Below are 19,443 nucleotides of genomic sequence, written 5' to 3' on the forward strand. Positions count from 1 at the left end.
CCTGTCAGGACGCCGACTTTAACCGCCGCCAAGCCGAAAACCCAGCCTGCGGTGAGCGTGGGCTGGGCAGGCTCAGTCCTGCATGCCGCGGTACTGGTCTTTGACCTTGACGTAGTGGTCGGCCGAATAGCGCAGGCCTTCGATGTCCTTCTCGCTGAGCGGACGCATCAACCGCGCCGGATTGCCGGCCCACAACTCGCCACTGCGGACGACCTTGCCGGGGCCGATCACCGCACCGGCAGCAATGAAGGCGTTGGGCTCGATCACCGCGCCATCAAGGATGCAGGCGCCCATGCCGATCAGGCAGTAATCGCCAATCGTGCAGGCGTGGATGATGCAGCCGTGGCCGACGGTAACGCCTTCACCGATCAGCGTCGGATAGCCGCCCTTGTTGTACGGGCTGTCGTGGCTGACGTGGATGACCGTGCCGTCCTGCACATTGGTGCGCGCGCCGATGCGGATGTAGTTCACATCACCACGGATCACCGTGCCCGGCCAGATCGAGGCGTCATCGCCAATCACGACATCGCCGATCACCGTACAGGCCGGATCCACATAAACGCGCTCGCCTACGACGGGCATCTTGTCCAGGAAGGGGCGCAGTGCGGTCATGGGTGGAGTTCACCGGACAAATGGGAGCCCAATGATAGGGCTCATCATTCTTTTCTTCTATTGGGTTCTGGCAACTGGGCGCATCCTGTACGGACCTGTCTGAAGTTGTGTGGGGGTTTAGGGGAAGTGTTTGAGTGCCTACTCGGTAGCGATCGAGAGTAGCTGACGTTCTCAGGCTATCCATGATTTCTGGGCTGCCTACTCGGCAGCGAACTCTGCGCTCAGGCGTTCGCTACCGGTGCCGTATTTCTGAGCTGCCTACTCGGCAGCGAACTGGGCCATCAGTAGCTGCCACTCATCATGGTATTTCTGAGCTGCCTACTCGGCAGCGAACCTCAGTGAGGCGCCCCCGGGCATGCTTCCACTTTTCTGAGCTGCCTACTCGGCAGCGAACAGGCCCTCCCCAGGGACTCAAAAGCCCCTTCATTTCTGAGCTGCCTACTCGGCAGCGAACGCTGGATCGGCGCCGGGTACTGATGGAGGAATTTTCTGAGCTGCCTACTCGGCAGCGAACCTGTTCAGGCACAACAACAGCAGCGTGAAGGTTTTCTGAGCTGCCTACTCGGCAGCGAACGCCTCGAAGGAGGAACACTGCCGTTTGATCAGTTTCTGAGCTGCCTACTCGGCAGCGAACGCCCAGCCCGGCACCGACTCTCCCGCCAATTCTTTCTGAGCTGCCTACTCGGCAGCGAACAGGATCTCGATACCACGCGGATCGACCCAAGTTTTCTGAGCTGCCTACTCGGCAGCGAACTGCTTTGCCGGGGCGGCTGCAATGGACGAGAATTTCTGAGCTGCCTACTCGGCAGCGAACGTTGGCGCGCGTCTCAATCCGTGAACCGGGTCTTTCTGAGCTGCCTACTCGGCAGCGAACCCGAGAACCTTCAGCACCGAACGGGGCCCAACTTTCTGAGCTGCCTACTCGGCAGCGAACGCTGGTCCGAAACTGAGAGTTCATCCAAATCGTTTCTGAGCTGCCTACTCGGCAGCGAACTCCGTCCGGATCGAGGGCTTCTATCGTTTCAATTTCTGAGCTGCCTACTCGGCAGCGAACACGTTGCCAAGTGTCCGGGGCTTCTGCAGTGGTTTCTGAGCTGCCTACTCGGCAGCGAACAAGGCGGGCAGGCGGCACCGCATGCGGCTGATTTTCTGAGCTGCCTACTCGGCAGCGAACGCATCGACCGGCGCGTTCTGGCTGATCACGATTTTCTGAGCTGCCTACTCGGCAGCGAACTAAAGAAGTCGCTGTTTGATGACGGCCTGAAATTTCTGAGCTGCCTACTCGGCAGCGAACCACCACCGGCAAGGTCATCTGGCATACGGAGTTTTCTGAGCTGCCTACTCGGCAGCGAACTGCGTACAGATCCGCCAGCAGGCCCTTGATCTTTTCTGAGCTGCCTACTCGACAGCGAACCCTGGCTGGTGCACCTGGGCGTGCATCCAGAGTTTCTGAGCTGCCTACTCGGCAGCGAACCCTTCTTGCCGTGCTCGGCGAACCTGTAACCATTTCTGAGCTGCCTACTCGGCAGCGAACAGCTGATGGATGGGTCAGGAGGTTCCGGAATGTTTCTGAGCTGCCTACTCGGCAGCGAACGTCACGTCGCTTTGCAGAGGCCTGTCGTATGGTTTCTGAGCTGCCTACTCGGCAGCGAACTCAGGGCCAAGTTCGGGTTGGCGGATGTAGGTTTTCTGAGCTGCCTACTCGGAAGCGAACCAGAACGTCACCTGGTCGTGCGTGACGTGCATTTTCTGAGCTGCCTACTCGGCAGCGAACGCATTTAAGGACAAGAAATCTAGTGACTACGTTTTCTGAGCTGCCTACTCGGCAGCGAACGGCAGGGGGCCATTGGGGAGGTTGATGGCGGCTTTCTGAGCTGCCTACTCGGCAGCGAACGAAGTCGCAGTCGGCCAGATACAGATGGCCGTTTTCTGAGCTGCCTACTCGGCAGCGAACACACGCGGTGTGTGTTGCTCTTGGTTGCTTTTTTTCTGAGCTGCCTACTCGGCAGCGAACGCCCACTATGCCCGGCAGGCTACGCCCGAGTTTTTCTGAGCTGCCTACTCGGCAGCGAACCGCTGCACCGATCAGGAGCTGCGCGATGAGTTTTTCTGAGCTGCCTACTCGGCAGCGAACTACCGGGAGCTGACGAACCTGCGCAAGCGCTGTTTCTGAGCTGCCTACTCGGCAGCGAACCAATGTACCAGCAGGCCCCCTTGGGCTCGCTCTTTCTGAGCTGCCTACTCGGCAGCGAACTGCCATCAGCAGTTCGAGGACTTTGCCCTCGTTTTCTGAGCTGCCTACTCGGCAGCGAACAGGATCTCGATACCACGCGGATCAACCCAGGTTTTCTGAGCTGCCTACTCGGCAGCGAACTTCGCGGCAATGTGGCTGCGGGACGCGGGGAATTTCTGAGCTGCCTACTCGGCAGCGAACCCGTCTTCCAGCATCGGCAGCAATGATTGGATTTTCTGAGCTGCCTACTCGGCAGCGAACGTCCAGCGATTTGATTGAAGCCTCGTTGAACCTTTTCTGAGCTGCCTACTCGGCAGCGAACTATGTCACGACGGCGCTGGGCGACAAGCTTCTTTTCTGAGCTGCCTACTCGGCAGCGAACACGCAGCTGGTACTGCACAGCGCGTTCACTCTTTTCTGAGCTGCCTACTCGGCAGCGAACCGAACCAGCGTGTCCAACCGTTGGCGTCGGTATTTCTGAGCTGCCTACTCGGCAGCGAACGTCCGCGGCTAATCGACAGGAGCTACAGTCATTTTCTGAGCTGCCTACTCGGCAGCGAACTCTGGGGATTTCACCTTCAGCGGGCCCATACGTTTTCTGAGCTGCCTACTCGGCAGCGAACTGGTACGGCCGTGGGCAATACAACGCCATTGTTTTCTGAGCTGCCTACTCGGCAGCGAACGTCAGCAGCTCCAGCAGTTTTTTGCGTGCAATTTTCTGAGCTGCCTACTCGGCAGCGAACCGAAGAACCTTGCAGCACAAGGTTGGCCCATTTTTCTGAGCTGCCTACTCGGCAGCGAACCGTGGCTATCTGGTTCGAGGCGGACGGTGCGTTTTCTGAGCTGCCTACTCGGCAGCGAACGTGATGGCCGATGACTTCGCCAGTGGCGGGAATTTCTGAGCTGCCTACTCGGCAGCGAACTCAGTGAGTGAGGCGGCAAAGCCCGGGGTCGTTTTCTGAGCTGCCTACTCGGCAGCGAACACCGACTGGAACGATCTGCACCTGCGCGCACTTTTCTGAGCTGCCTACTCGGCAGCGAACCGTGGCGCTACATGGCGCGCAGAACTCTATAATTTCTGAGCTGCCTACTCGGCAGCGAACCCTGCCTGTGGTCACACTGGACTGACCCGAAAGTTTCTGAGCTGCCTACTCGGCAGCGAACTCACAGCGCTGCCATCGCTGCACCGGAACTGCTTTCTGAGCTGCCTACTCGGCAGCGAACTAGACGTAATCTGCGTCAAGCAATTGATAAATATTCAAAATCCCCCTAATACGCGCATGCCCCCTAAACTCCGGGGGCATGCATAACTCCTTGATTTTGAAAGAGCGGTTTGTGGTGCTTGGAAAAGGGTCAGAACCAGGGAATGGTGCTGGCGCTGCTCAGTCCGTGGCTGTTGAATGGCCCGGGCACCGCGGTTGGGGTCAGTGGTCCCAATGAGATGAACAGGCAATAGCTTTGGCCGCTGCTACTGCTGCGCATTTGTGCGTAGGGAAGGTCGGGGTGACGCTCAACGGTGCTGGGAATCGCCTGACGCGATTGCTCCTCCGTCTCGCCCTTGCGGCGCATGCGCCGCCGCCGCATGCGTTCGACATTGGTCTTGAACTGCCGGCGTTGCACGGTGCGGTGGGGGGCGCCTTCGGGGGCGGCGGCGATTTCGGTCAGGCGCACGTGATCACGCAGGCCTTTGAGCCAGTCGGCCTGCAGGAACTGACGCAATGCCTGGTCGCTGCCATGCAGCCTGAGTACGTGGCCGAGGTTGCGCGGTGCCGTGCTGTAGCTCGGGAAGCTCACGCCAATGTCATCCCGGCGCTGTTGCACCAAGGCCAGATGCAGGCGGTCGTACAGTGCGCCCAGCAGATGCGCTGCGCTGATTTCCGGGTCGGGCATCAGGGTGATGTCGAGATGGTGGCTGGTCATGGCGCTCAGCCTGCTTCGCCGAACACGCCACCGCGTACCAACGTGGCGATGACGAAGTGCTGCTGTTCGGGGGCTGGTGCCTTGTCCTTCAATACCCAGGCATCGAGCAGGTTGTAGAAGTCCTGCTTCTCCTTGGGCTGGCGATAGGCCTTGCCCTGCGTGGTGACCGAGCCATACGGCTCGATGGCGATGGGGCCGTTTTCACCGGCTTCCGGATACCAGGTGTCCACGGTGCGCAGGGCATTGCCGATCTTCTGCGAGTGAATCGCGGCGACATCTTCAACCTGATAAAGCGTCTTGCTCTTCTTGCTGGCCGCCTTGTCCAGGATCAGCTCCTGCGAGGGAAACACTTCCTGTCCAGCGCCCACACGGACGAAGGCGGTGACCTGCAGCAGCACATGGCCATTGCCGGACAAGCCCGTGGCGATACATTCGCCCAGTGCGATCAGTTGCTCGGCTTCGGCGGCGGGCGCGGCAAGCTCGCGCAGTGAATGTGCCAATGCGTCGAAGGTCCACTCCGCCGCTGCCTTGCCGTCGCGCAGGTGTGCCACGGTCACTTCGATCTGTTCGGCGCCAATGCGGTTGCGCCACAGGAAGCGGCCATTGGCCAGGTTGGCGGCGTAGCGCCGTGCCAATTCGTTGAAGCCGTGCTGCTGCACATAGCCCTCCACGGTGGCCAGCAGCTTGTGCCGATAAGCGGCATCGTTGCAGGCAGACGGCTGGCCGGTGCCGCCCAATACGCGCAGCGTGAACTGCACTTTCAGCGTGTCGGCGTCGGCCGGCAAGGCGGCGACATCGACCGTCTGCAGGTTGGGGTTCTGGATGGCGGCGTCCAGTTTGGCGGGGTCTTGCCCAGCGGTCTTCAGGCGGTTGGAGATGGTGCCGCGCACGGATTTCTCGCGCAGTTTCACCGGCGCCCAATTGCTTGATGCGTCGCGCGTTGCCCAGTTGCCGCTGCTGAACACGGCATCGGAAGGATCCAGCTTGCGTTCAAAAGCCAGGACGGAGGCGGTCTTGAGTTCCTTGGACATGTCGGTATTCCTTTCTGTGTGATCAGTAAGAGGTATCGAGGTCGAACGTGACATCCAACTCGGCGTCGTCGAGCGTCGTGGCATGGTCGTTGCGGCAGCGGTACACGCCGGCGTTGGTGGGGCGTTCCGCGTACCAAAGCAGGCTTTCAACGCAGTGCAGGCGATGGGGGCTGATCCACTGGCCGACCGAGTACAGGCTTTCGACGAAGCGGAAGGGCGTGTGGGCATCGCGCGTATTGGCAACGCTACCGGCGCTGTGCAGTTCGCCCAGGGCGCCGTATCCGACGGGAATGGGCACTATCCAACCGTTGCCAGCGCGGTCATGGGACCAAGCGCCTTTGCCGTCGGGTTCGTCTGTTGCCCAGCGCCAGTTGATGCGGGCCAATGACAACCAGGCGTCCAGTGGATTGGCATCGCCGCTGGCTTCGCGTTGTTGCTGGCGCTGTGCCAGCAGGTCATCACGGCCCACCAATGAAAAACCTGGCAGCAGCCGCATGCGGGCTTTGGCGAACAAGGCCTGGCGGTCCTTGCCGGTGCCGGTGAGGTCAAGCGCCCACGGTTGATACCGGCGCCGCCACGGCTGTGCTGGCGGCATCACGCTGCCACCGGCGATGCGCATGCCGGCCAGTAGTTCGGCCAGTGTTGCAAGGTCCGCATCGCGTGCGGCCGGTTCCAGCGCCCAGCGCGGGCTGTCGGCAGCCAACAGCAGACTCAGTTGCAGGTGGATGCGGCCTTCTTCGACGATGGCTGCGCTGCCACCGTCCTTGCCCACCGGGTTGCGGGTGAGGTGAAAGCTGCCGATGAAGCCGCCCTCGGTCGCTTGTTCCTGATGCTGGTGGCAAACCACGCCCACAGCACTGAACTGGATATCCAATCCCGCAGCGTTGGCTTTGCGTTGCAGGGCCCACATCAGGCCAAGGAAGGCCGTCATCGAGGGAAAGCCGTGGGTCAACGGGCTGGAGATGGCATTGGCGTTTTGCACGCGCAGGTGCGGGAACACCAACACATGGCTGAACGCAGGACAGGCACTCATGCCGGGTCTCCTTTCGGTACGCGCCGTTGCTGAGGAACCGGCCATGCGGCATCGACGATGGCCTGGCGTGCCCAATGCCGGTATTCGGTATCGCTGACCGTTACCAGCCCGGCCGCGCGCAGGCGGGCGTTCAACCAATTGGCAAAGTCGCCCGCCACCTGGTCGGGCCAATCATCGAAATCGACGGCGGCGCGGAAGGCCTCGTCCTCGGTGGCAGCCAGTTCGGGTTCCTTGCGCGGTTCCAGTTCAATGCGGTCCGGGTCCAGCCAGATCTGCTGATGCAGGGGCAGGATGCAGGTGGCATCACGGGTCCAGCCGGGGCTGAAGCGTGCGTGGGTTTCAGCGGCGTAGATGGCCAACTGCGCGCCCAGTTCACGCGCCAGCGTGCCGCGTTTTTGCCGCGTGGCAGCCGTGGGCGGCGGATCGGACAACAGAAAGTCGGAGAGGTCTTCCAGCGTGTTGCGCACATCGCGCAATCCTGTCAATCGCTCCATGGCCGACTCCAGATTGAGCAGCGTCTTGGGTTGCTGTGTCTCCCACGTTGGCGGCAGCGAGGCGAGCAGGTAGTTGATGCCGCCGCGTTCACTGTTGAGCTGGGACACATTCTGCGGTTTGGTGCCGCCGAGTTTGCGGGCCACCAGGTTGCGATAGTCGCGGTACGGTGCATCGTGCGCTTGCTTGGCGCGGAAGGCCTGCCGCGCCGCCTTGTTGTCGTCACCAAAGCGCGCGTCCTGGATGTCGGCATGTACCGCATGGGCCAGGCTGCTGGAGAACAAGGGTTGCAGCAGGTGGTAGCCGGTATCGTCGTCGGCCGGTCCGTGGGCCAGCCAGTACAACTGTTTGGCCGCTTCGTGCGAGGCAGGGGCGCTATCGCTGCGGACCAGCCCACTGAAGGCCTTCATCCATGCGTGTGCGGTGTCGGCATTGGCGCTCAGTGCGCTGCACAGGTCGCTGTCGCCGTCCTGCATCCAATCCAGCAGACGGCGTCCCTCCACGTCCAGTTTGAGGAACTTGAACACGTCCAGCGCGGCGGCATTGCCCACCACATCCTCGGCAAAGTCGCTGCCCAGCACATGGCTACCGATCTCGCTGCGCGGGGGCAGGGTGGCCGGCCGCACATGCAGGCTGGTGCCGCGCGCATCCGGGTGGGTTGCCTTCAGTACATGGGTGACCGCCTGGATCTGGCCGACCCGCCGTGCGGCATCTGCCAGCCAGGTGTCGTAGTCGTACTTGGCGGCGGTGTCGCCTTCTTCATCCTTGCCTTTCAGCTTGGCCTCGCGCCGGGCGTCGATGAAACCTGCGATGGCGGCGCGGAAACGGCCGGGGCGTGTGAGGCCTTCCGTTGTTTCGTTCATGGGAATCCTTTCATTCGCCCCTTACAGGGCGTGCCTGTAGAATCCCCACGGCAGTCATCACTGACTGCCGTGGGGAGTGAACGAGGGCTTGGCCCTCAGCCAGTTCTTCTTATGAAGCGTTGGAACACTTCCTGTATCCCCCGATGCACGCCTAAACCCCGTGCCTGGGTCCGGAGACCAACCGGTTTGAAGTAACGCCCGGGTGCCGTTGGCGCGGCATCCGGGCATCTTCATCGTAGGGGGCGAATTTGAATTTTACAAGTCCACTGTATGATCAGTTGTATTACCACTGTCTGATCGGTTTTAATCCCCTTGCCGGTTCTGCTGAAGAAGCAGCTCAGAAAACTGTTTGACCGGTTGTTAACCCCAATTGCTGCCGAACAGGCAGCGGGGGCATGGATGCCCCTCTTACAGCTTCCCTCCAAACCCTAGCAACGGGTGCCAGCGCCAGCCACGATCGCTGTCGGGGACCTCCACGGTAGTGAAACGTTGCGCGCAGTAGTCCAGCGAATCCCCGGTGTGTGCGGCCTGTTCTTCCAGCAAGCTCATCAGGTCGAACTGGCCCCATGCATTGATGCGTGGCCCCATCGTCAAATGCACGGTATGGCGCTGGCTTTGATCGATCAGGATGCGCTGGGGTTGGGCATGGCGTGCGGCGGCTTCTTCGACCCGGTGCAGCAGCAAGTGCTCGCCGTCGTCATCGGGTAGAAAGACCAGCGTGGTGGTGCGCAGTGTGTTTTCGCGGAAGGGCTGCTGCTGCGGCAGTACGCCGGTGAGTGCGGCCTGCGGGTATTTCCATGCGGCATAGGCGCCCTCCCGTTCCAGCGCAGCTAGTTCCGCGCCTTCCTTTGCAGGAGGCGGCAGCATGCTGGCCCAGGTGCGGTATTGCTCCAGGTCAACAAGGTTGCGCTGTGTTTCCCATTGCTGGGGCGGCCTTGGCTGGATGCGAGGCAGGGCGGTGAGGGTTTGGTAGTGCGTTTCCTGCAGCAGTTCGGTGAGCTGGTGACTGGTGAGTTGCAGGCGCTTTTCTTTCGGGCCTGCGCCTTCCTTCTCGTAGCCAGGGTGCAGGAACGCGGGATGCCCGTGTTTTCCCTCTGCGAAATGACGCAGGTTGGTATCGAACACCAGGACATTTGGCGCGCAGGGGACGCGACCACGATGGCGTTGCACGCGGCCCGCCAGCTGGATCAACGAACGCATCGACGAGGGTTCGGCGACGGCCCAGTCCGCATCCCAATCGCGCCCCACTTCGCACACTGGCGAGGCCAGTACCACGAACAACTGGTGACGTTCCGGATGTGCGTCCAATGCATTGCGGATGGCGGGCAACTGGAACACGGCGTTGCTGTCGCCGCGTCGATTGAAGTTGGTGTCCAACAGGTTCTCGATGGCCGAGCGTTGCAGCAGCGGGAAACGGGCGTGGTACACGCACAGGTGGATGCGCGTGTCCTCTGGCGCGCCGTGCGTAAACAGCGCCTGCGCCACGTCGAACAGCGGACTGATGTTGGCCATGCGCACCAAGCCAAAGCTGACCTGCTTGTTGCTGGAGGGATCGGACTGGCAGTGTGCGTGATGCAATTTCAGGCAGGCATCGCGAAGGTGCGGCGCAAACTCCGCATGCTGTTGTTCCTTCTTCGGTGCCTTGAGCAACAGCGGCAGCAAACCTGCCTGCCGCAATGGTGGGGCTTTGCGTAGTTGGGTAGCGCGTTTTTCGACAAACTGCAGGTGCTGCTGCATGAAGCCGCGTTCGCCGGCATCAGCAACCAGCACGCCGAACTCGTCGGCCCAAAGGCAGGGAATATCGGCGTCCAGATTGGCCGCACCGGGCTCACCGCGATTGCGTCGATACAAGCGACGCCCTGCGCGGTAGGCCTGGTACATGCCGGTCACCAGCGATGGCGGCAAGGTGGCGGAAGACAGCACCACGCGGCTGCCGAGCATGCCGGCCCAATGCACCAGGCGGGTGAGGGCGGGCATGTCATCCAGGTCGTAGTCGTCCAGTTCGTCCAGGACAAGATCGGCACTCATCAAGCGCAGCATCGGTGCGATCTGCCGGCCGGCGCGCAGGGACTCAGTGGCCGGCACCATGTGGTCCACCGTGCAGACCAGCATCGGCGCGGCTATCAGGTTGCGGATGTCCGGGTCGTGCAGTGCGCGTGACAGCAGCGGATGGTCGCTGGTGTTGCCTTCGTAGAGGATATGGCTGTCTTCTTCGATCAAGTCCTGGATGGATGCAGAACCCCGCACCTCGGCTTGTTGTTCGTAATAGTCGAACAGTTGGCGGCTGGCTGAACCGCCGACACGGATCGCCAGTTCGTCGTCGTCCAGATGCAAGTCATTGCGATAGCTGCGCCCGGTTTGCAGGGTGAGCGTGCGCAGGCCCAGCGCATAAGTGGCGCGCATGCCGCGCTGCGGGTCGGACATGGCATACAGAATGCGTGCGTTGGCCAAGGTCTTGCCGCAGCCCGTGGAGGCCATGTTGACGATGAAGCCGCCGCGGTTTTGGCTGTCCTCGCGCATGGCAACGGCGGCGTCGGCAGCTTTGTCCTGCCAGCTGAATTTTGGATTGGCGCTGCGCTTGCGCAAACCCCGGTGGTTGGCCAGGCGCGGCAGGTGGCGCTCAAAGCCGGGCAGTGCGTGGGCGATCATGCCGGCATCGCGGGCGACGCCAAGCAGGTGTTCCAGCAGCGTCTGTTTGAGCGCACCGTCTTTATGCGTGTTGGCATAAAGAGGACTGTCGGTGGCGACCTTGAGGCGCTGCACGGCATCGGGCGACAGACTGGAATAGTGGTGGTCAGCCAGCATCAAGCTCAGGCGCGCAAGGTGCATCACATAGGCGTTGTCCAGCCAATGCGTGGTGTCACGTTGCTGCAGCTCAAGCAGGGCCTTGGCCGCGCGCGCTGCCTGATTGCGCCACTCCTTGTCGATGACGGGAAGGGCGGCATCGGGCTGCCAGTACGGATGCGCTTCAGCGTCGTTGTGTGGCTGACGCTTCTCGTTCCAGTCGTGCGCGACCAAGGCCAGCGGTTGTTCCAGCCATAGCGCCCGCCAATGCGTGGCGCGCTTTCCAAGCCACTCCTGGGTGCCGTCACTGTCCTTGTGCACGGGGACAACCGGCAGGCGGTGATGGGTGACAACCAGCCACGCGACGGCCGCCGCCAACGGTGGCAGTTTCTGAAATGGATAGGCATGCGCCGCATCCAATCCGTCGCGTTGATAGCGGTCAGGTGCGATCCAGTCCTGTGCATTGCATTGCTCGGTATCGGCCAACCGGCGTAGCCACGTTGCGTCATCGTCATCACCGACGAAGGCCTGGAACAAGCGCAGTGACACCCATTCGTGGCGATAGAGATTCTTCCCCATGCGCTTCCCGCGTAAACGCTCCTGGAACGCGATGCTGGCTTTGCCAAGGTCATGCAGCAACGCCGCCAGCTGCGCCAGCAGCCGGATGGGCTGCGCGGTATGCCAATCATTTTCGTCGTGCGCGCGCAGCACGTTGCGCGTGGTGGTGTTGGTGGGTGTCGCGCCGTCGGCATTGAAGCGACGCGCATCACCGACGACCCACAACAGCTCGCTGTGATCGCGCGCGCGTATCCAATGGCAGGCGACGGCGGTGTTCTTGCGCGCGGTCTTGCGCAGCAGCCGGCGCAGGGTACTCAAGCCTTCCTGGGTGATGGCGGTTTGCCACGTGCGCTCACCCCGGCGCTCGGCGAACTGATCGAGAATGCGGCGGGTTTCAGTGAGGCCGCGCTTGCCGCATTGCGACACCAGCAGGATGTTCACGCGTTCACCTGTGCAGCCGTCGTGGTTGCGATGTCTTTCAGACTGTCGATGATGAAGTCCAGTGATTCGCTGCGGGTAAGTGTTTCTATGCAATGGCGGCGGAAGCTTTGTTCATCATCGCCGCGCATTGCCGACAGAAACGCATGAGGCAGGATGCTGGCGTCCTTGATCAAATCCGCAGCGTCAAACACCAGCCCGCCGCGCCGGGTTTTTCCATGGAGCACGGCAAGGCCATGCGGCAGGCCCAGCACCCAACACGCGCTGGCGCCAAGGCCATAGGCCAGATAGTTGCCGTGATCGAGAAAGCGATTGGCGGGGTCGGTGCCGGTGCCGCGCTTGGCCCGACTGAAATCGCCGTAGCCCACCGTGTCCACCGCCAGTTTGAACAGCGCTTTGCTCAGCCGTGCCTCTTCGGTGAGCAGCGCCGTGGTGTCCTGTGCCCGCTCGATGTTGCCGCTGATGGGCTGGAGTAGTTTTTCCAGCCGCGCCACATCGACGTTGAAACCCGCATCGCGCAATGTGCGGTGCTGCCATTGCTGCGGGAGGCGTTGAAGCCGTAGTTGCTGCAGTTTTTTAGCGGCCAACAGGCGTAGATCGTCGTCGAACCAGAATTTGACCCAGGCCTGCAGGTACTCGGTTGGCCGGTACTCGCTTTGTGGAGAGAACCAGGCGACTTCAATATCCACCTCGTTGGCACTGAACAAGGGAGTGCCGCCACCACCGCAGAAACCCACCAGTACACCGGCCTTGGCCAATTCGCGCATCGCTGCCTGGGTGACGGATGTCCCGGTTCCCAGCAGCACCGTCGTGGTGTTGGCGATGGGAATGTTCCAGTACAGCGATTGCTTTCCGGCGTCGGTGACATATTCAACGCGACCGCCGTTGACCAACACCCTGCAGTGCTGCAGGTAGTAAATGTTGGCCCGCTTCGAGTGCAGGATTGTCTTCATGTCTGAAGACGAGAACGGTTCCATGTCTTGCCCCCGTGACGTATCGCCATGCATCGCATGGCCCGATTGTCACGGGATGGAACTGTAGCGCTTATCGGAAGGGCAGGGGCCCTCAAGCCACCTTGCCGCGACGCGCCCGTTCCAGGTGCACCAGCAACAGCGAGATCGCCGCGGGCGTCATGCCGGGAATGCGTTGTGCTTGACCAATCGTCTGCGGGCGAACGCGCTCCAGTTTCTGCAGTGCTTCGGCGGAGAGACCATGCACCGAGGCGAAGTCGAAACCTTCCGCGATCGGCGTGCTTTCATGCCGCTGCTGGCGTTCGATTTCCTCGCGCTGGCGATCCAGATAACCGGCGTACTTGATGCTGATTTCCACCTGCTCGGCCACGCGTGCGTCATCCACGCCGGGGCCGAGTGAGGCCACCTGCATCAACTTGGCGTAATCCAGTTCCGGGCGTTTGATCAGGTCGAGCACATTGGTTTCGCGGCTCACCGACACGCCGGTGGCGTCGGCCACTTCGCGACCCAGCGCATTGCCCGGCGTCGCCCACAAACCACGCAGCCGCGCGCTTTCGCTGGCTACCGCCGCCTGCTTGGTTTCAAACGCCGACCAGCGACGGTCATCCACCAGGCCGAGTTCGCGGCCGGTCGGCGTCAGTCGCGTATCGGCATTGTCTTCGCGCAGCTGCAGCCGGTATTCGGCGCGGCTGGTGAACATGCGATACGGCTCGGTGGTGCCGTGGGTGATCAGGTCATCGACCAACACGCCGATGTACGCCTCATCGCGACGCGGGCACCAGCCGTCCTTGCCCTGCACGAACAACGCGGCGTTGATGCCGGCCAGCAGACCCTGCGCGCCGGCTTCTTCATAACCGGTGGTGCCGTTGATCTGCCCGGCGAAAAACAGGCCGTTGACCTGGCGGGTTTCCAGCGTGTTCTTCAAGCCACGCGGATCGAAGAAGTCGTATTCGATGGCGTAACCGGGGCGGGTGATGTTTGCATGCTCGAAACCACGAATGCTGCGCACCAATTCCAACTGCACGTCGAACGGCAGCGACGTGGAAATGCCGTTGGGGTAGATCTCCACCACGTCCAGGCCTTCGGGCTCGACGAAAATCTGGTGGCTGTTCTTCTCGGCGAAGCGCACCACTTTGTCTTCAATGGACGGGCAGTAACGCGGACCGATGCCTTCAATCTGGCCGCTGTACAACGGCGAGCGATGCAGCGCGCCACGGATGATGTCGTGGGTGCGCTCGCTGGTGTGGGTGATCCAGCAACTGACCTGCTGCGGATGCTCGCTGACGTTGCCCAGGTAGGACATCACCGGCATCGGATCGTCGCCGGGTTGTTCGTCCATCACGCTGTAATCCAGCGAGCGGCCATCGATGCGCGGCGGCGTGCCGGTCTTCAAGCGGTCGATGACGAACGGACGCTCACGCAGCCGCGCAGCCAGTGTCGTTGCCGGCGGGTCGCCCATGCGGCCGGCGGTGTATTGGGTTTCGCCGATGTGGATCTTGCCGGCCAGGAACGTACCGGCGGTAAGCACCACGGCCGGTGCATGGAAGGTCAGCCCGGTCTGGGTGATGGCGCCACGCACCGCGTCGCCTTCAATCACCAGGTCATCGACCGCTGCCTGGAACACCGTCAGGTTGGGTTGCGATTCGACGATGCCGCGGATCGCCATGCGGTACAGATTGCGGTCCGCCTGACAGCGCGTGGCACGCACCGCCGGACCCTTGGAGGCGTTGAGCGTGCGCCATTGAATGCCGGCGCGGTCGGCGGCATGCGCCATGGCCCCGCCCAGCGCGTCGATCTCCTTGACCAGATGGCCCTTGCCGATGCCGCCAATGGCCGGGTTGCAGCTCATCGCGCCGACGGTTTCGACGTTGTGGGTCAGCAGCAAAGTGCGGGCGCCGCCACGTGCGGCAGCCAACGCGGCCTCGGTGCCAGCGTGGCCGCCGCCAATGACGATGACGTCGTAACGGTAGAAGGTGTCGCTCATGCGCGTGGGATCGAAGAGAAGTGTGAAGTCCGTCAGCGGGGTAGTCCCGCACGGCGACGGCGTGTTTGGTGATTTTACCGCCAATGCCAGCCAGACATGCTTTGCGCCCTAAAGTTGGCACGCAACCTGCAGCTATTACTTTGCACCCAGCGTGGCATGCGACTTGAGCGCACATGGTCGGAATTGGAACAGGGGCCGACTGACGCGCACGTTGGGGGAGCATGGGGCCGGTAGTCGGGGGACTGCCGGCCCTGATTCTTTCTGGCTTTCCCGTCCCCCGACAACGTAGAAAAACAAAGCCCCGGCCATGGCCGGGGCTTTGTCGTTTTAGGCGCCGATGTCCGACAGGGCCGGAACAGGGGGGATCCAGATTTTCTGGCGGACATCGACATTGAAGCGGTTGAGTGACGCCGGTTTGGGTCAGATTGCGACGCAGCCGGTCACTCGTGACGCCAAGAATGCCTGCATTTACGCCAAATGCAACCCTTTAGCGTTCAAGTGTCCTGACCCGCTGGCCACTTCGGACTTGTGACGGCTGTCGGGAGGCTGCGGGGCGCTCCTGGATGGCCGGACGTGGTGCGGCCATGGCCTGCGGACGCTGCATGCTCTGCTGCATCGGCTGGGCGCTGGCACGCGGTTGCGGGCGCTGCAGGTTGTTCAGGTCACGCCACGGCGACTTGCCGCCACCTCCGTTGTTGGCCGGCGGTGGGCGCGGCGGACGGCCATCGCCGTTGCCGGGACGGGGCGGACGACCGTCACCATGGCCCGGACGCGGCGGCCTGCCGCCCTCATTGCCCGGGCGCGGCGGTCGGTTGCCGTTGTGGTTGTGACCATTGCCCGGCGGCCGATGACCGTTGCCGTGATGAGGCGGCTGCGGGCGGTAGTACGGCCGATAAACCGGATAGCCGTAGCTGCCGTAGCCGTAATAGCCACTGCCGTACCCGTAATACCCCGAGCCGGACGGATAACCGTACGGATAGTTGTATTGCGTGGACGGAGAGCCGTGGTAATAGCCGCCCGAGCTGCCGCCGACGTAGTCATACGTGGCACAGCCGGACAGGCCCATCAACAGGCCGGCGGAAACAATCAGGCGCTTGATCATGTGAGTCCCCCCAATGGGAATGACGCCAGCATCGGGCTGGCGCGTTGAATTGGCCCTTAATCCGGGGGCGCCCCGCTGAATGCAGGCTGTGCCCGGTTTGTCTGGCCTCTCCCCAGTGCCATCCCCAATGGCTGCCGCATCCCGGAGCAGCGGTGCCGTTTGGGAGATGGCCCAACCCGGTGAGCCTACGCTAACCTTTCACCATGAATGAACTCCCCCTGCCCGGATTTGCCGAGGTACTGGCGGCCGCGGCACGCATCGCGCCGCATGCAACGCTCACCCCGGTGCTGCGTTCGCGTGAACTGGACGCAATGACCGGCGCCAGCCTGCACTTCAAGGCCGAGCACCTGCAACGCGGCGGGGCGTTCAAGTTCCGTGGCGCCTGCAATGCGGTGTGGTCGCTGGATGCCGAACAAGCGGCCAACGGCGTGGTGACGCATTCCTCGGGTAACCACGGCGCTGCGTTGGCGCTGGCTGCACGTTCGCGCGGCATTCCTTGCCATGTGGTGGTGCCGGAAGGTGCGGTGGCCACCAAGCTGGCCAATATCGTCCGCAATGGCGCCACGCTGTGGCGCTGTGAACCGACCCAAGTCGCGCGTGAAGCCGAGTGCGCACGCGTGCAGCAGGAAACCGGGGCGACGCTGGTGCATCCCTATGCCGATGCGCGCGTGATTGCCGGCCAGGGCACGGCGGCGCTGGAACTGGTGCGCCAGGCCGGTGCCGAGTTGGATGTGCTGGTGGTGCCGGTCGGCGGCGGTGGCTTGGCGGCGGGCAGTGTGTTGGCTGTGCGGCAGTTGTTGCCGGATTGCGAACTGGTACTGGCCGAGCCGATGGGCGCGGCCGATACCGCGCGCTCGCTGGCCGCGGGTGAGCGGCAATTGGATTTCGTTCCCGATACCGTTTGCGATGGCCTGCGTGGCGCGCTGGGGTGGCCGAATTTTGCGGTGCTGCAGGGCAATGCCCAGGTCATCACTGTTGATGACGCGGACACGGTGGCGGCGATGCGATTGATCTGGCAGGTGATGAAGCAAGTGGTGGAGCCATCGTCGGCAATTGCCCTGGCTGCGGTGCTGGCACAGCCGGCGCGTTTTGCAGGACGCAACGTCGGGGTGGTGCTGTCCGGCGGCAATGTGGATCTGGATGCCTTGCCGTGGGGGCAGGGATGAGTGGACGTCGGCGGATCGGAGTGATGGGGTGGTTGTGGCGGTTGGGTGCGCTGTTGCTGCTGTGGCTGCTGGGTGTGGCCGCGTGGATCATCTGGGTGGGCGACCGCGACCAGGCTGCGCCGGCCGACGCGATCATCGTGCTGGGTGCGGCGGCGTATGACGCCAAGCCCTCGCCGGTGTTTGAAGAGCGCATCCGCCATGGCCTGGATCTGTACCGGCAGGGCTATGCGCCAAAGCTGATTTTCACCGGTGGGTTTGGTGGCTCGCGCGCACGCTTTTCCGAATCGCAGGTGGCGCGGCGTTACGCGCTCAAGCAGAAAGTGCCGGCGGCGGACATCCTGATCGAAACCAAATCACGCACCACGCGGCAGAACCTGGTTGAAGCCAAGCAGGTGATGGCGAAGCACGATCTGCACCGGGTGATCGTGGTCAGCGACCCGTTGCACATGGCGCGCGCGCTGCGCTTGTCCAAAGAGTTGGATATCGACGCATTGGCCTCGTCCACGCCGAGTACGCGCTTCCGCAGCTTCCACACGAGTTGGCGTTTTCTGCTGCAGGAAGTGTATTTCTTCCATCGCGATCTGTTCGTCAAAGGCGCTTGAGGGTTGCTGCGAAGCGCAGCGGCAGCAACGGCTTCCCGCACGGGCCCATCCTGCCCTCATGCAGAGCTTTCGGGCGTTCATCAGGAGCTCTTCTTCATCCACTTTGCCAATCCCGATTGACGTTGAGTCTCTGATTGGGAAGTGGGAAGGGAAAACAGCCACCACTGGCGCTGCAAGCCGCCAAAACGTACAGTTCGCCGCCTTCCTTTCCAGCACCTGCCGCCATGCCCAATTTCAACGCGACGTTCCCTTGGGCTGCCCAACTGCAGCGCCTTCAACAGCGCGATCCCGCATTGGCTCCGCTGGCGTTGTTTGATGAAGCCGAGTTGACGGAAGCGGGCCGTAGCCTGGAGCTGTTGCTGCAGGCCGGGCAGGCTTTCGCGCAGAGTGACGTGGATGTGGGTCTGGTGGCCGATGAGCTGCGCCGTTTCCAGAAGTTCGCGCCACCGGGACGGCCATCGGTGCAGATCGTGCAGTTGCGGCGGCAGCAATCGACGGTGCAGCAGGCGCAGCGGATGGCGCGTCAGGCGTTCATCCGTCAGGCCGATGCATTTGCACGCGCGCTGCCGTTGGTGGTGCCGGCCAAGCTGGGCCTGGTGACCACGGTGGAGCGTTGGTTGCAGGCCAAGCTGGCCTGAGCAAAGCAGTTGCTCAGCGGTTGCTGCCGCTGCCGCTCTTGCTTTTGACTTACCGGGTTCCCTTCCGCAGCGACGGAGCTGGCAGATAAGACCCCGAATGGGGCGACGTGCAGGACGCACGTCGTTTTTCGACGAGACAGGGATGTCTCGTCGAAAAATCCTGCCGGCGGAGTGGACCTGCGATGCGCAGCATCGTGGGCGCGGAGGCAGGGTGTGCTTTCTTTTGGTTAGCTTTTCTTTGCACAAGCAAAGAAAAGTAACTCGCTCCCCAAAGGGGAGTGAAAGCCTTGGCTTTGGTTGTTGTTGTTGCCAAAGCCAAAGCCAAAGCCAAAGCCAAAGCCAAAGCCAAAGCCAAAGCTACCCTTCCCCAGCCTTCCCCTTGCCTTCGGCAAAGGGAGGGGGCTAGAGCTCCAGCTACAGCCTCAGTGCCACAAGCCGAGGATCAGGCCAAACAGCACGAACTGCACCGTGTGATAGCCGCCATCAATTGCCCACAGCTTTCCGCTGCGCTGGGCGAACTGGTAGTTGATGCCGAAGCTGGCAGCGACCATGCCGAAGCCAACCACCACGCCGCAGAGCAAGGCCTTGCGCAGTTCCGGGGCCGGGCCCAGCCACCAGGCGAATGCAAACGCGGCCAGCAGCGAGAACACGAAGCTGACGCCGAAAACCTTGGCGGGATGGCCCTGCGGTACGTCGCCGCCGTTTTCACGGTTCCAGGCGCGGCCAAACAGCACCGGTGAATACCAAAGACCGCCCAGCAGGAAGCTGGAGACGGCGGCAAGCACTACGGCGTACACGTTCATGCGTTTCCCCTCGAACCGCGCGGATGGTGCGTGCATCCTAGCGCTCCGCACTGGCTTTGCGGCGTGCAGGGCGTGCAGCGTCTGCCGAGGCAACAGAGCGCGGCATGCGTAGCGCTTCAGCGCCGTAGCGTCCGCTGGGTTTTCACCTGGGCGGTAAAAAGAAAAGGCCGGTGGTTGCCCACCGGCCTTCGCTACCTCGTCGCACTTCTACAA

13 protein-coding genes and 1 CRISPR repeat array are annotated in these 19,443 nt (G+C 62.4%); of the genes, 3 read left to right on the forward strand and 10 right to left on the reverse strand.

The annotated features are described in order from the left end of the window. Positions 1-72 precede the first annotated feature (72 nt). From ACREP4_RS12995 to ACREP4_RS13035, 9 genes are all read right to left on the reverse strand, one after another. Complete coding sequence (locus ACREP4_RS12995; RefSeq protein WP_431596613.1) at positions 73-612, reverse strand: gamma carbonic anhydrase family protein; 540 nt, start codon at positions 610-612, stop codon at positions 73-75. A gap of 186 nt (positions 613-798) precedes the next feature. Beyond that, a CRISPR array of direct repeats spans positions 799-4,069; the repeat unit is 28 nt; unit sequence TTTCTGAGCTGCCTACTCGGCAGCGAAC. Between the two features lie 129 nt (positions 4,070-4,198). Then, positions 4,199-4,765: a type I-F CRISPR-associated endoribonuclease Cas6/Csy4 gene (gene cas6f, locus ACREP4_RS13000; protein ID WP_431596614.1), complete on the reverse strand. Its 567-nt coding sequence runs from the start codon at positions 4,763-4,765 to the stop codon at positions 4,199-4,201. A 5-nt stretch (positions 4,766-4,770) separates the two neighbouring features. Next, the gene (gene csy3, locus ACREP4_RS13005) at positions 4,771-5,796 is read right to left on the reverse strand and encodes a type I-F CRISPR-associated protein Csy3 (protein WP_431596615.1); all 1,026 of its coding nucleotides are present in this window, start codon (positions 5,794-5,796) and stop codon (positions 4,771-4,773) included. Between the two features lie 22 nt (positions 5,797-5,818). Beyond that, positions 5,819-6,829 (reverse strand): type I-F CRISPR-associated protein Csy2, encoded by a 1,011-nt coding sequence (gene csy2, locus ACREP4_RS13010; protein ID WP_431596616.1) that lies wholly within the window; start codon positions 6,827-6,829, stop codon positions 5,819-5,821. Further along, the gene (csy1, locus tag ACREP4_RS13015; protein WP_431596617.1) at positions 6,826-8,184 is read right to left on the reverse strand and encodes a type I-F CRISPR-associated protein Csy1; all 1,359 of its coding nucleotides are present in this window, start codon (positions 8,182-8,184) and stop codon (positions 6,826-6,828) included. Before csy1 ends, csy2 begins: the two co-directional genes overlap by 4 nt. Before the next feature lie 408 nt (positions 8,185-8,592). Next, positions 8,593-11,967, reverse strand: coding sequence for a type I-F CRISPR-associated helicase Cas3f (gene cas3f, locus ACREP4_RS13020; protein ID WP_431596618.1), 3,375 nt, complete (start codon positions 11,965-11,967; stop codon positions 8,593-8,595). Beyond that, a complete protein-coding gene (gene cas1f / locus ACREP4_RS13025) occupies positions 11,964-12,917 on the reverse strand; it encodes a type I-F CRISPR-associated endonuclease Cas1f (RefSeq protein ID WP_431596619.1) in 954 nt (317 codons plus the stop codon). The genes cas3f and cas1f overlap by 4 nt, the downstream gene beginning before the upstream one ends. A 112-nt stretch (positions 12,918-13,029) precedes the next feature. After that, positions 13,030-14,919 (reverse strand): tRNA uridine-5-carboxymethylaminomethyl(34) synthesis enzyme MnmG, encoded by a 1,890-nt coding sequence (gene mnmG / locus ACREP4_RS13030; RefSeq protein WP_431596620.1) that lies wholly within the window; start codon positions 14,917-14,919, stop codon positions 13,030-13,032. Between the two features lie 487 nt (positions 14,920-15,406). Continuing rightward, positions 15,407-16,021: a hypothetical protein gene (locus ACREP4_RS13035; protein ID WP_431596621.1), complete on the reverse strand. Its 615-nt coding sequence runs from the start codon at positions 16,019-16,021 to the stop codon at positions 15,407-15,409. 203 nt (positions 16,022-16,224) lie between these two features. Here ACREP4_RS13035 and ACREP4_RS13040 point away from each other — a divergent pair, with 203 nt between their 5' ends. The 3 genes from ACREP4_RS13040 to ACREP4_RS13050 all read left to right on the forward strand — a co-directional run bounded on the left by ACREP4_RS13040 (position 16,225) and on the right by ACREP4_RS13050 (position 18,427). Then, positions 16,225-17,187, forward strand: a complete 963-nt coding sequence (locus tag ACREP4_RS13040; RefSeq protein WP_431596622.1) for a pyridoxal-phosphate dependent enzyme — start codon at positions 16,225-16,227, stop codon at positions 17,185-17,187. Further along, positions 17,172-17,789, forward strand: coding sequence for a YdcF family protein (locus tag ACREP4_RS13045; protein ID WP_431596623.1), 618 nt, complete (start codon positions 17,172-17,174; stop codon positions 17,787-17,789). The genes ACREP4_RS13040 and ACREP4_RS13045 overlap by 16 nt, the downstream gene beginning before the upstream one ends. A 224-nt stretch (positions 17,790-18,013) precedes the next feature. Beyond that, on the forward strand, positions 18,014-18,427 hold the full coding sequence (locus ACREP4_RS13050) for a hypothetical protein (RefSeq protein ID WP_431596624.1): 414 nt from the start codon (positions 18,014-18,016) through the stop codon (positions 18,425-18,427). A 422-nt stretch (positions 18,428-18,849) separates the two neighbouring features. Here the strand turns inward: ACREP4_RS13050 and ACREP4_RS13055 are convergent, their stop codons facing one another. Then, positions 18,850-19,230, reverse strand: a complete 381-nt coding sequence (locus tag ACREP4_RS13055) for a DUF1761 domain-containing protein (RefSeq protein WP_431596625.1) — start codon at positions 19,228-19,230, stop codon at positions 18,850-18,852. Positions 19,231-19,443: the final 213 nt, after the last annotated feature.

Source organism: Stenotrophomonas sp., assembly GCF_050737575.1.
Taxonomy (GTDB): domain Bacteria; phylum Pseudomonadota; class Gammaproteobacteria; order Xanthomonadales; family Xanthomonadaceae; genus Stenotrophomonas.